The organism is Flavobacterium sp. (assembly GCF_027484705.1).
In the GTDB taxonomy this organism is placed as follows: Bacteria; Bacteroidota; Bacteroidia; order Flavobacteriales; family Flavobacteriaceae; genus Flavobacterium.
On the sequence record NZ_JAIXSL010000007.1, the window covers coordinates 161,046 to 173,779 of the forward strand.

At 41.9% G+C, this 12,734-nt stretch carries 13 protein-coding genes; 5 read left to right on the forward strand and 8 right to left on the reverse strand.

What is annotated here, in order from left to right; translation table 11 throughout:
- From Q0058_RS02780 to mraZ, 5 genes are read right to left on the reverse strand one after another with little or no spacing between them, the layout of a single operon-like run.
- A complete protein-coding gene (locus tag Q0058_RS02780; RefSeq protein ID WP_298221211.1) occupies positions 1–1,464 on the reverse strand; it encodes a UDP-N-acetylmuramoyl-L-alanyl-D-glutamate--2,6-diaminopimelate ligase in 1,464 nt (487 codons plus the stop codon).
- Positions 1,461–3,485 (reverse strand): penicillin-binding protein, encoded by a 2,025-nt coding sequence (locus Q0058_RS02785; protein ID WP_298221212.1) that lies wholly within the window; start codon positions 3,483–3,485, stop codon positions 1,461–1,463. The genes Q0058_RS02780 and Q0058_RS02785 overlap by 4 nt, the downstream gene beginning before the upstream one ends.
- Positions 3,476–3,829 carry an FtsL-like putative cell division protein gene (locus tag Q0058_RS02790; RefSeq protein ID WP_298221213.1) on the reverse strand — a complete coding sequence of 118 codons (354 nt, stop codon included), beginning with the start codon at positions 3,827–3,829 and terminating at the stop codon, positions 3,476–3,478. The genes Q0058_RS02785 and Q0058_RS02790 overlap by 10 nt, the downstream gene beginning before the upstream one ends.
- A gap of 2 nt (positions 3,830–3,831) precedes the next feature.
- Positions 3,832–4,740, reverse strand: coding sequence for a 16S rRNA (cytosine(1402)-N(4))-methyltransferase RsmH (gene rsmH, locus Q0058_RS02795; RefSeq protein WP_298221214.1), 909 nt, complete (start codon positions 4,738–4,740; stop codon positions 3,832–3,834).
- Positions 4,715–5,188, reverse strand: coding sequence for a division/cell wall cluster transcriptional repressor MraZ (gene mraZ / locus Q0058_RS02800; protein ID WP_298221215.1), 474 nt, complete (start codon positions 5,186–5,188; stop codon positions 4,715–4,717). Before mraZ ends, rsmH begins: the two co-directional genes overlap by 26 nt.
- 381 nt (positions 5,189–5,569) lie before the next feature.
- Between mraZ and Q0058_RS02805 the strand changes: the two genes are divergently transcribed.
- Together Q0058_RS02805 and yihA are read left to right on the forward strand one after the other, a co-directional pair.
- Positions 5,570–6,334, forward strand: a complete 765-nt coding sequence (locus Q0058_RS02805) for an alpha/beta hydrolase (protein ID WP_298221216.1) — start codon at positions 5,570–5,572, stop codon at positions 6,332–6,334.
- 84 nt (positions 6,335–6,418) lie between these two features.
- Complete coding sequence (gene yihA / locus Q0058_RS02810; RefSeq protein ID WP_298221217.1) at positions 6,419–7,039, forward strand: ribosome biogenesis GTP-binding protein YihA/YsxC; 621 nt, start codon at positions 6,419–6,421, stop codon at positions 7,037–7,039.
- Positions 7,040–7,103: 64 nt separating this feature from the next.
- Here yihA and gldC read toward each other — a convergent pair whose 3' ends face one another.
- Together gldC and gldB are read right to left on the reverse strand one after the other, a co-directional pair.
- On the reverse strand, positions 7,104–7,439 hold the full coding sequence (gene gldC, locus Q0058_RS02815; protein WP_298221218.1) for a gliding motility protein GldC: 336 nt from the start codon (positions 7,437–7,439) through the stop codon (positions 7,104–7,106).
- Positions 7,436–8,401 carry a gliding motility lipoprotein GldB gene (gene gldB / locus Q0058_RS02820; protein ID WP_298221532.1) on the reverse strand — a complete coding sequence of 322 codons (966 nt, stop codon included), beginning with the start codon at positions 8,399–8,401 and terminating at the stop codon, positions 7,436–7,438. The genes gldC and gldB overlap by 4 nt, the downstream gene beginning before the upstream one ends.
- A gap of 145 nt (positions 8,402–8,546) precedes the next feature.
- Between gldB and nadE the strand changes: the two genes are divergently transcribed.
- Both nadE and Q0058_RS02830 read left to right on the forward strand, forming a co-directional pair.
- Complete coding sequence (gene nadE / locus Q0058_RS02825) at positions 8,547–9,347, forward strand: NAD(+) synthase (RefSeq protein ID WP_298221219.1); 801 nt, start codon at positions 8,547–8,549, stop codon at positions 9,345–9,347.
- 89 nt (positions 9,348–9,436) lie between these two features.
- The gene (locus Q0058_RS02830) at positions 9,437–10,066 is read left to right on the forward strand and encodes a response regulator transcription factor (protein ID WP_166333464.1); all 630 of its coding nucleotides are present in this window, start codon (positions 9,437–9,439) and stop codon (positions 10,064–10,066) included.
- On the opposite strand, the gene dnaG is transcribed toward Q0058_RS02830, so the two are convergent.
- On the reverse strand, positions 10,063–12,042 hold the full coding sequence (dnaG, locus tag Q0058_RS02835; RefSeq protein ID WP_298221220.1) for a DNA primase: 1,980 nt from the start codon (positions 12,040–12,042) through the stop codon (positions 10,063–10,065). The genes Q0058_RS02830 and dnaG overlap by 4 nt on opposite strands.
- Positions 12,043–12,187: 145 nt before the next feature.
- Here dnaG and Q0058_RS02840 point away from each other — a divergent pair, with 145 nt between their 5' ends.
- Positions 12,188–12,613, forward strand: coding sequence for a response regulator (locus tag Q0058_RS02840; protein ID WP_298221221.1), 426 nt, complete (start codon positions 12,188–12,190; stop codon positions 12,611–12,613).
- Positions 12,614–12,734: the final 121 nt, after the last annotated feature.

A 12,734-nucleotide genomic window follows, 5' to 3' on the forward strand; every position in this document is an offset into this window, starting at 1 on the left:
CTATTTATTGAGTTGGATTAATAGTTCCTTTACGATCTGCATATCGTCAAAATCGTAGCGGACGCCTTGAATTTCCTGGTATGTTTCGTGTCCTTTTCCTGCAATGAGGATGATATCGTTGGGTTGCGCCATCTGACAGGCCGCTTGTATCGCTTGTTTTCTGTCGGTGATTGACATGGTTTTTTTGAAATTTTGGGGTTCGACACCTTTTTCCATTTCGGCGATGATGTCTTCGGGTTTTTCGCTTCGCGGATTGTCCGAAGTGATGATGGTTTTGTCGCTCATTGAAGAAGCGATGTTGGCCATCACTGGGCGTTTGGTTTTGTCACGGTCGCCACCGCAGCCTACAATCGTAATCAAGGTTTCGTTCTTGGTGCGGATGTCGTTGATGGTTTTCAACACATTTTCTAAAGCATCAGGCGTGTGCGCATAATCGACAATCGCGGTGATTTTTTCGTTCGAGATGATGTATTGAAATCTGCCTGAAACGCTTTCGAGTTCCGACAACAAGCGCAATACTTCGAAATAATCGAGTCCTAATTCTACCGCCGTTCCGTAAATCGCCAATAAATTATAGGCGTTGAAAGTTCCTATCAATCGTACCCAAACCTCATTTTCATTAATCTTCAAAAGCAATCCGCCCATTTGACTTTCCAAAATCTGCGCTTTATAATTCGCGTAAGATTTCAAAGCATAAGTCAATTTTCTTGCGACAGTATTTTGCAACATCACAATCCCGTTTTTGTCGTCAAGGTTCGACAACGCAAAAGCATTTTTCGGCAAATGATCGAAGAATGATTTCTTGACATCGCGGTATTCGGCAAAATCAGTATGGTAATCTAAATGGTCGTGCGATAAATTGGTAAACACGCCGCCTTCGAAATGCAGGCCTTCAGTTCTTTTCTGGTGGATGCCGTGCGAGCTGACTTCCATAAAGCAATGCGTCACGCCATTATCGACCATTTCGCGTAAATAGCGATTGATGGTAAGCGAATCAGGCGTAGTATGTGTCGCTTTGTATTCCGTATCATCGACTAAAATCTTCACTGTCGAAAGCAATCCAACTTTGAAACCAGCTTTTTTGAACAATTGATACAACAAGGAAGCAATTGTGGTTTTCCCATTCGTTCCGGTAATCCCAACAAGTTTCAAATGCTGTGAAGGATCGCCGTAATAATTCGACGCCATGTACGCCAAAGCGCGATTCGTATCTTTAACTTGGATGTAAGTGATGCCGCCGACAATCACGTCAGGGAAAGTATCACAGACAATCGCAACGGCGCCTTGGTTGATTGCTTTTTCAATATAGTCGTGGCCGTCGGAAACTGAACCGCGAATCGCTACGAACACATCGTTGTCGCCGATCTTTCTCGAATCGAAATCTAGGGTGTTGATTGCCATCTCGGTAGAACCTTTGACGGCTTCGATGCTGACCTTATATAATATGTCTTTTAAAATAATCACGATAATTCGAGTATGATGACAGTATTCTTATTGAAAATCTGTCCAGGCTGGATGGATTGCGATTTGACCTTTCCGGTACCTTTGACTTTTATATTTAACCCTAAATTTCCAAGCAGTGCAACCGCATCCATTCCGGACATTCCTTTTACATTGGGAATTGTGTTTTGTTTTGTTTGTGCTTTTGTGTAATAATTCGCGTAGCTGTTTTCCTGAATCACGCTCTTCTTATTGAGGTTCTTAATCTCGTTCATCGAAGGCGCATCGGTAAAAATCTTTTGCGCGATGCGTTTGAAAACCGGCCCGGCTACGTCGGCTCCGTAATAATTGTTCATCGATGTATTCGGTTCATGTACCACAACAATGCACGAATATTTTGGTTCATCCGCCGGAAAATAGCCTACGAAAGACGAGATATAATGTTTTTCAGTCCCTCCGTTTTTGGCGTAATTCGCTTGTGCGGTTCCGGTTTTTCCGGCCATCGAAAAATCTTTGGAATAGAGTTTCGAACCCGTTCCTTTTTTCACGACGTTCTTCATCACGGCTTTGAGTTTGGCAATGGTTTCCATCGAGCAGACTTTAGGATTAATGACTTCCTTGTTGAATTTCTTGATGGTTTTGTTCCATTCCTTGATTTCGGAAACGAATTGCGGTTTGACCATTTCGCCATTGTTGGCAACGGCATTGTAGAATGTCAAAGTTTGTAAAGGTGTAATCGAAACGCCATACCCGAAAGCCATCCACGGCAGTGAAATCGCGCTCCATCTTTTGTCGCCGGGCTGGGGCACATAAGGAATTCCTTCGCCTTTGATCGGCAATCCTAAAGGTTTATTCAAACCATATTCATTGAGATGGTTGACAAATTGCGCCGGATCGTTTTTGTAATTGTTGTAAACGGCTTGAACCAAAACGGTATTAGAAGACACTTCAAAACCTCTGGCCAGCGAGATTTTTCCATAACCACCTTCATGCGAATCGCGCACTTTCTTCCCTGAATAAGTGATGATACCGCCTTGACTATCAAACACGGCGCTCGTATCGACTTTTTTGTCTTCAAGCAACGTCATCAAATCGGCCAATTTATAGGTAGAACCCGGTTCGTGTGATTCCGCAATAGCGTAATTTGTGGTTTCAAAATAAGTACTGTCCGCGGCTTTATTGGCGCTGTTTGGATTTTTGCCAAGGTTTGAAATCGCTTTGATTTTACCTGTTTTGGTTTCCATCACCACGACGCAACCATGATCGGCGTTGTACTGGCGAAGTTGTTTCAATAAGGCGTGATGCGCAATATCCTGGATGTAAACATCGATGGTGGAAATCACGTCGTAGCCATCTTGAGGATCGACTTCATTGACGTCGCGGATCGGTTTCCATTGGCCTTTGGCGATTTTTTGCTTGAGGATTTTTCCGTCTTTTCCGTTAAGGTATTTTCTGAAAGCCCACTCAATACCTTTTCCGTCAGGCAAACCGTTCGGTGTGGCTCTTTCATAACCAATGGTTCTTTCCGCAATTTTCCCGATCGGATGTTCGCGAACTGTTTTTTGTTCCGTAATGATTCCGCCTTTGTACGCTCCGAGACTGAACAATGGAAAACTTTTGATTTTCATGTATTCGGTATAGCTCAAATCACGCGCAACAAGGAAATACCTGTTTTTTGTAGCTCTCGCTTTTCGGAGTCCGGATTGGAATTCACTGCTTGGTTTTTTAAGCAATATGGAAAGTGAATCTGCTAAAGGTTTTACGTTTTTTTCAAATGCTTCTGCTTTAGGCGCTACGGCATCAAAACGGATTTCATAGTTGGGAATTGATGTCGCTAGCAAACTTCCGTCAGCCGAATAAATGTTGCCTTTGTTGGCCGGAATCACAAAATTGCGGACGGTTCTTTCCTTTGCTAATTTTCGGTAATAGTCGCCTTCAACCCACTGAATATTGGTCAGCTTGACAGTAATCGCAATCGCCATGACAAACATCATGAAAGCGACGAGATACATGCGATACGATATATACTTATCTTCTACTGCCATATTTTTTTAAAGAAATTTTGCTCTTCTTCTTGCTTGACTTTTATTTTTGTCGGAGGCACTGAGGCTGGATAAATCTGCTTGGCTTCCATTTTTTCGGATACAGTCGATTCCATTTTGAGCTTCATGAGTTCGGAGCGGCGGTCTACAAATTCTGAACGCAATTCTTTAACTTCGCTCGTGAGTTCTACAATCCTGAACACTTTCTGCTCGTAACGCTGCGTGTTGGCAATCATGACAATCGCGAGAATGATCAGGAATACGATGAAGCGCCAGTTTTTGGCTGCGTTGGCTTCTTCGTTGATCAGAAATCTTGCTTTTAATATGCTGTAAACTCCGTTTTTCATCGTTAGATTTTCTCAGCAATTCTCAATTTGGCACTGCGCGCGCGGTTGTTGATTTTGATTTCAACGTTATCCGGCACAATCAGTTTTCCTATCGTTTTGAACGGCACTGAAAAATTCCCAAAGAAATCGCGTTCAGGCTCGCCTTCGAACATGCCGTTTTTGATGTAGCGTTTTACCAAACGGTCTTCAAGCGAATGGTAAGAAATGACGCTTAACCTTCCGCCTGGATTCAATATTTCCAAGGATTGCTCTAAAAACTCTCTGAGCACATCCATTTCCTGGTTGACTTCGATTCGGATGGCTTGGTATATTTGAGCTAAAATCTTGTTGCTTTTGTGCGCTGGCAAATACCTTCCCAAGATAAATTTCAACCGTTCTGTATTTTTAATTGGATAGCCTTCTCTGGCTTCGATAATCGTTCTTGCGAGTGCCGGAGCGTTTTTCAATTCCCCGAAATCAAGGAAAACCCTTGCAAGGTTTGCTGCGTCGTATTCATTGACCACTTTATAAGCGTCCAACTCATTTTTCTGGCTCATTCGCATATCGAGTCCGGCATCAAAGCGCGTCGAAAATCCGCGTTCAGCGACATCGAACTGATGCGACGAAACGCCTAAATCGGCCAAAATCCCATCGACACTTTTAATGTTATGGAATCGCAAAAAACGTTTGATATATCTGAAATTCTCGTTGATTAAAACAAACCGATCGTCATCCAAAGCATTGGCTAAAGCATCTTCATCCTGATCGAACGCAAACAGTTTTCCGTTCGGCCCGAGTCTTTTTAGGATTTCTTTGGAATGGCCGCCGCCGCCGAAAGTCACATCGACGTAGACGCCGTCAGGCTTAATGTTTAGTCCGTCAACCGAAGCGTTCAGCAATACGGGATTATGATATTCCATGATCGTCATCATTTACATTGCCCATTACATCTTCCGCGAGGTCCGCGAAATCGATTACTGAATCATCAATTGCTTTTTCGTATAAATCTTTATCCCAAATCTCGACGATATTGACCGCTGAAGACAGCACGATATCTTTTGAGATGTTGGCGAAAACCACCAAATCTTTCGGAATCAACAACCGGCCGAGATTGTCGATTTCAACCACTTTCACCCCGGCCGTAAAACGACGAATGAAGTCATTGTTCTTTTTGACAAAGCGGTTGAGTTTGTTTATTTTCTGCATCATCAGATTCCATTCCTGCATCGGATACAATTCCAGACACGGCTGAAAAACCGAACGCTTCAAGACAAATCCGTCCTGAAGTCCGGCCGACAATTGCTTCTTCAGAGGCGCTGGCAAGAGCAGCCTTCCTTTGGCGTCGACTTTACATTCGTATGTTCCAACAATGGTGTTCAAGGAAATGGTTTTAAATGATTTGGAGCAAAAATATAAAAATAATTACCACAATTTACCACAAAATACCACTTTGTTGATAAGTTTTACCACTTTAACAGATAATCAAGACAAAACCTGTTTTGAGCACACAAAAGCTTATTTAACAAATTGTTGAGAAAATGGAGCGATTGAAATAGATATTGCAAAAAAGGTTTGGTTTTGATAAAAAAGACAGGTTAATATTCAATGAATCCTAAGAAATATTGCGCGCAGTTTTTGATTTTTTTTTCAATCGAGTTTGATTCATTCCGTTTTGTCATTTTTTTTAAATAATAAAACCTGACGCTTCAGATTGTCTATAAAATCATATATTTGTGCGCATTTGAAAAGGTAAGCATCGCAATGAACCACAACTTAAAAAAAGAAGGCCGATACAAATATTTTGAAGCCGGTGAAGGCACGCCAATTGTTATTTTACATGGCCTTATGGGCGGATTGAGCAATTTTGACGGTGTGGCCGATTATTTCCCGCAACACGGTTATAAAGTGGTCATTCCCGAACTTCCGATTTATACCCAGAACATTCTAAAAACGAATGTCAAAGCGTTTGCGAAATTCGTCAAGGACTTCATCACATTTAAAGGTTTTGACCGCGTGATTCTTTTAGGAAATTCTTTAGGCGGACATATTGCGCTGTACCATACGAAAATGTATCCCGAAAAAATGTCAGGTCTTGTCATTACAGGAAGTTCAGGATTATATGAGAGTGCGATGGGCGACAGTTACCCAAGACGTGGCGATTATGATTACATCCAGAAGAAAGCCGAAGCCGTTTTTTACGATCCGAAAATCGCAACAAAAGAAATTGTCGATGAAGTCTACAATATGGCCAATGACCGCATCAAACTGATCAAAACCTTAACGATTGCCAAAAGCGCGATCCGTCATAATATGGCTAAGGATTTGCCTAAGATGCATGTTCCGACCTGTATCATTTGGGGTAAAAACGACAATGTGACGCCGCCAGATGTGGCCGAGGAATTCCATAAACTTTTACCAAATTCTTCATTATACTGGATTGACAAATGCGGACACGCCGCGATGATGGAACACCCACAGGAATTCAATACGCTGATGCATCAATGGCTTAAAGACACGCATTTATAACATATCATTTTCATATTGAACGACCGCTATTTCACAAAAGATAGCGGTTGTTTTTTTAGTTACCTTTGGCAAAAATTCGTTACCATGAAAATCAACACCGCTGAATTCATCATCAGCAATTCCGAAGTCGATAAATGTCCCAAAGAGATTTTGCCGGAATATGCTTTTATAGGCCGTTCCAACGTTGGGAAATCGTCGTTGATCAATATGCTGACGAATCATAAAAACCTTGCTAAAACTTCGGGAAAGCCAGGAAAAACGCAGCTCATCAATCATTTCAAAATCAACAACAATTGGTTTCTGGTCGATTTACCAGGTTATGGTTATGCGAAAGTTTCTAAGAAGACAAAATCGGTGTTCCAGCAGTTCATTACGGATTATTTTGAGAAAAGGGAACAATTGGTTTGCGCATTTGTATTGATTGATATCCGTCACGATGCCCAAGCTATCGATCTTGAATTTATGGCGTATATGGGCGAAAGTGAAATCCCGTTCTGTATTATTTTCACCAAAGCCGATAAAATCAGTAAAGTAAAAATCGATTCGCATATTGTCGCGTATAAAAAACAAATGATTGCAAACAATTGGGCCGAAATGCCGCCGTTTTTTGTAACCTCATCAACGGAAGCCATTGGCAAAGAAGATTTGCTTACTTATATCGACGAGATTAATCAGGAAGTTTTTAAGAACAACAGCGAATTTTAATAACTCGCTAAGGCGCAAAATATCTATAAATAAAAATCCCGAACTGTTTTAGTCCGGGATTTTTTTATGATTTCAATTCGAGTTTCTCCGCAAAATAGTCGCAGAAATCCTTCATCGTGTCTGACATTTTCTCATCACCCGTGGCGCGACGAAAAGTATCAGTCATGGCTACCAAAGTCTGATGGAAGAATAATTTCATTTCATCAACGGGCATTTCTTTGGTCCATAAGTCGATGCGTAGCGTTTCCTGTGCCTTACTGTCCCAAATGGAGAGCATCATCGCTTTGGCTTCTTCGGCTTCGATGCCGCCGTCTTGTGCGGTCCACATGAGTTTTTCAGGAACACGGTTCTCGTCTAACTCGACGAGGAATTTTATTTCGGAGGTAATTTTTTTTGTCATTCTTTTTTCGGTTTGTAGTGTGATTTTTCGAAGAGTTCTTTAGCGTCGGTTTTTATTAATTGTTCCACTGAAACCTCATTGTTTTCCATATAGGAACGCACCATTTGCCAGCCAATCCACGCACCTACCCTTCCCGGAGAATCATTGTCGATTTCAAGATAGAATTTGGAAAACGGAGCCGGATTGATGAATCTTGGAATCAGCTTCTGGTCGGTATCGTAAAGCATTTTGTTCTCGATGAAATAGCGCCAGATGTAGCCTTCATTTTCCTGACACCAAGCAATCTGCTCTTTTTTATAGCCCATTTTGTCGGCATCGGAATATTCGGGCAGCAAAAGGTCTTTGAGATACAATTCTTTTCCAGCGTAAACCATCTGCGTCAGAAATGACGTATCGGTTGGCGGCAGAATCTTGGTTTTGACGAAGCTTGAAGCGATATCGGGCAGGATTTGATTTTGCTCAAAGTTTTGCTGAAGATAGGTCGGGAATTCGTAGAATTTATGCCCTTGACCTAAATACAATTCGAGCGAAATGACGAGCATATCGTGCGCATAGATTACTTTGTTCTGGTAATCCATTTGGGAAATGATCGTGTATACTTTAGGCGTTTTGGTTTCGGGAAAATAGTATTTGATGTGCTTGAACAGCTCTTCGATTTTTTGAGTTTCGCCATCAAAATTGGAATAGCGTTTCTCAACTTCCGTGTATAACTCGCGCCATTGTGGGTTCTGCATTTTGTCAGTCCAGACTTTGTCGTCGTTTCCGGCCGGGAAGAAGAACGGATATTCGGCTTTGAGTTTGGGCAAATCCTGGGGCGCGGTTTCAAAAAACGCTTTGTCGAAACGATGTACTTTGATTACGATCGGGATTTCCTCAACCGCTTTTTCGACCTTGGATTTCTTATCGCACGAAAACAGTGCAAGGCAGCACAAAACAAACAATAGCGAACGATAGTTTCTCATATACGGGAGGTCATTAGCCCTGATCGCAACGATATCCTTTTGTGCCGTTGTTCGGCGCAAAAGATTTAGTGGAGAGCAGGAAATAGCTACGAATAATTATTATTTTTGCAAAGATACATTGCCACATTCTAAATTCTCAGAAAATATGCCTAAAAAAAGTACGCTTGCGGTTGAAAAAGTAAATCAGCAGATTGTCGATTGGTTGAAAACCTACGCCGAAAATGCGAAAGTGAACGGATTTGTCGTCGGGATTTCGGGTGGAATTGATTCTGCCGTGACCTCAACGCTTTGTGCGCAGACAGGTTTGAGGGTTTTGTGTGTGGAGATGCCGATCCATCAGGCCGCAAGCCAGGTGTCGCGCGGGCGTGAACATATCGAGCAATTGAGAAGCCGTTTTCCGAATGTGGACAATGTGGAAACTGATCTGACAATCGTATTCGAAATGTTTAAAAAAGAAGTTCCCGGTTCTGAAGATGAGGCAAAACTGAATTTATCCTTAGCCAATACGCGCGCAAGACTCAGAATGACCACTTTATACTATTTGGCGGGAATTCACGGACTTCTCGTGGCCGGAACAGGCAATAAAGTCGAGGATTTTGGGGTTGGCTTTTACACCAAATATGGCGATGGCGGCGTAGATTTAAGCCCGATTGCCGATTTGATGAAATCAGATGTTTATGCCATGGGTGAATACCTCAAAGTACCGCAATCGATCCTGAATGCCCCGCCAACAGACGGTTTGTTTGGCGATGACCGAACGGATGAAGACCAACTCGGCGCGAGTTACGATGAACTCGAATGGGCGATGCTAGCCGATGAAGCTGGCCAATCTGAAGATGATTTTTCTGGCAGAAAAAAAGCCGTTTTTGCCATTTACAAACGCCTAAACAAAAGTAACCAACACAAAATGAACCCAATACCGGTTTGTTTAGTTCGTCGGGATTAATGACAGTTTGTCTAAAATATTTTAACGTTTAAGTTTTTTTTAACTAAATTTATAGGCTCGTTTGAAAATAACTCTTAAATGATACTATTATGATTAAAGTTTGTTTGGCAGACAATTACCCTGTTGTGCATTTTGGCGTGAAATCTTATTTTAAAGAACATTCCGACATCAGCATTGTGGCAAACGTCGGAAATTTTTCGATGGTGAAGGATGTCCTCTACACCAAAGAGATTGACGTTCTGGTTTTAGATTTGGATCTGGACGGATTGTCGAGTATCTACGAACTGAAAGCGATCATCAAGAATTACACGAAAACTAAAATCATTGTGTTCAGTAGCTATTCTGAGCAAATTTATGCGCCGAATGCTATTAAAGCCGGTGTTGCAGGTTACGTTCACAAAACGGCAAAACTGGAAACTTTGGGTATTGCGATTATGAAAGTACACCAAGGGCAAACGATTCTGAACGATACGATCAAGCGTAATTTAGCATTGATTGCCAAACAAAACAAAAGCGAGCGTCTTTACCGAAAACTCTCGAACCGCGAAATTGAGGTGTTGCGTTATTTAAGCAACGGTAAGAAAAACAATGAGATTTCGTCGATTTTGGGACTGAATGAAAAAACCATCAGTACTTATAAACTGCGGTTGCTGACCAAACTCAACGTAACGAATCTGGTTGATTTGGTCAATAAGGCGAAAACACTCGAAATCGTCTAACTATAGCGCGACATTACCCTTCCGAGTTTTTTTGAAAACGAATTGATCAGTTTGTAATAATCCATCGCCATCGAAAGCGGTTCCGTGTTGTCTGCTTCGGGTTCCGTGGTAATTGACCCTTTTAATTCTTCTATAATTTTATTGACCAAGAACCAACGCAGCGTCAGAATGGTTTCCGACACGTATTGCGCAATGCTTTGGTCTTTGAGCTTGACGATGATTTGTTTTGATTCCCAATTGTGCAGCGACATTTGTTCCTCTAACATCAATATATCGGTAATTTCCTGAGTAAATTCAGGTTCGAGGTGCATCAGGTATTGGTCCATCTGGAAGTTTTCGTTCTGATGGTAGTAATTGATCAGGTGGTTGTAGATGTTCCGGAATAATGGATTGGCCAATTCGACCTCATCTTCCTGCAAACTTAAATAGATGCGTTGATACACTTTGTGTTCTTTCTTTTCGGAGCTTTCTACAATTTCGCCTTCATCGTTTGTAATCAAAATGACATCTTCGAATTCTTCCGTTTTGTCTCCGTAAAGCAATAAAATTTCTATGATTTTACGTTCGAGTTCATAAAGCACATCGACTTTTGAGGCGACAATCGGGTCTTCATTTTTAACGACTTCAAAAGCTTTCTGTTCCTGTTTGATTTTCTTTCCGGCTTCCGATATGTCTTTTTGGACAAGCTGCGCCAAAGTACTGATGAGCACCTGTTCGGAAATATCCATGATTCTCGCACATTCCTGAGTGTAGATTTCGCGTTTGATGCGGTCCGGAATTTTGGAAATGCTCGTGACCATATCGCGAATCAGTTCGGCTTTTTTGATCGGGTCGTGCTGCGCTTCGTTCATCAAAAGTGACGCTTTGAACTGGATGAAATCTTTGGCGTTATTCTCTAAATAGGCCACTAAATCCTCATACGAAGACTTTTTAGCAAAACTGTCGGGATCTTCGCCTTCTGGGAATGTACAGACACGGACATTCATGCCTTCCTCGAGGATCAAATCGATTCCACGGATGGAAGCGCGCAAACCTGCCGCATCGCCATCGTATAAGACCGTAATATTTTTTGTAAGTCGGTTGACCAGCCGAATTTGATCAGGTGTCAAAGCGGTTCCAGAGGAAGCCACAACATTCTCGATTCCGGATTGGTTGAACTGGATCACATCAGTATAACCTTCTACGAGATAACAGTTGTTCTGTTTCGCAATGGCTTGTTTGGCCTGAAAAATTCCGTAAAGCACTTTGCTCTTGTGGTAAATCTCACTTTCAGGCGAATTGAGGTATTTGGCTGCTTTCTTATCGTTGGTCAGAATCCTGCCGCCGAAACCTAAAATCCTGCCCGACATGCTTTGAATTGGAAACATCACGCGGCCGCGGAAACGGTCAATTTGTTTGCCATCTTCTTTGGTGATTGTGAGTCCGGTGCTTTCGAGGAATTCAAGTTTGTAGCCTTTACCCAAAGCTTCTTTCGAAAACGCGTCCCATTGTTCGGGCGAATAACCGAGTGCGAATTTTTTGATGGTTTCGTTGGTAAAACCGCGTTCCTTGAAATAGCTATAGCCAATCGCTTTGCCTTCTTCAGTATTAACTAGGATGTCGTGGAAATAATCTTTGGCGAATTCAGAAACCAGATACATGCTTTCGCGCACGTCGGTGTTGGCTTTTTCTTCTTGCGTTTGTTCGGTTTCCTCGATTTCAATGTTGTATTTCTTGGCGAGATAACGAATCGCTTCAGGATAAGTGAAATGCTCATGCTCCATTAAAAACGCTACCACGTTGCCACCTTTTCCAGAAGAGAAATCTTTCCAGATCTGTTTGACCGGTGATACCATAAACGATGGCGAGCGTTCATCCGAAAACGGGCTCAAGCCTTTGAAGTTGCTGCCGGCGCGTTTGAGCTGGACGAAATCGCCGATGACTTCTTCCACGCGGGCAGTTTCGAATACGGTATCTATGGAAGCTTTTGAGATCAATGGTCTGGAATTATTGGAGCGTAAAGTTAGAGTTTTTGTTTGGATTTTCAGAGATTCGATTTTTAGATCGTGAAACTGTTAGGACTATAAGATTTAAGCTAATTATCATTCGTTGCAACAAATAAGACTATCTTCACCAAAAAAAATGAACAAAGGCGGCCCCATTATTATTATTGAAGACGATCAGGATGATCAGGATATTCTGACGGATGTCTTTTCAGATCTTGACATCAAAAATGAAATCATATTTTTCTCTGACGGCGAACAGGCTTTAGAATACCTGACTTCGACTGAAATTGAACCTTTTATTATCTTTTCGGATATCAATATGCCACGTTTGGGCGGTATGGAATTGCGCGAGAAAATCCATGAAAATGAGGATTTGCGTTTGAAGTCAATTCCTTATTTGTTCTTTTCGACGAGCGCCGAACAAAAACATGTGGTTGATGCTTACTCCAAATCAATCCAAGGTTTTTTTGTGAAACCCACGAATTATGCGGACATTAAAAAAACCATTAAAACCATCGTACGTTATTGGGAAGCTTGTGTTTCCCCGAACTACGTGAAGTAATCTTGGACTCATTCCCTAGCCCGGATTGGCAGCATGTATCCTCGCAGAGATACTGCAGAAAGCCGGAAATAGCTCCTAAAAAATAAAAAAAGCACCTCTTTCGAAGTGCTTCCTTACTATT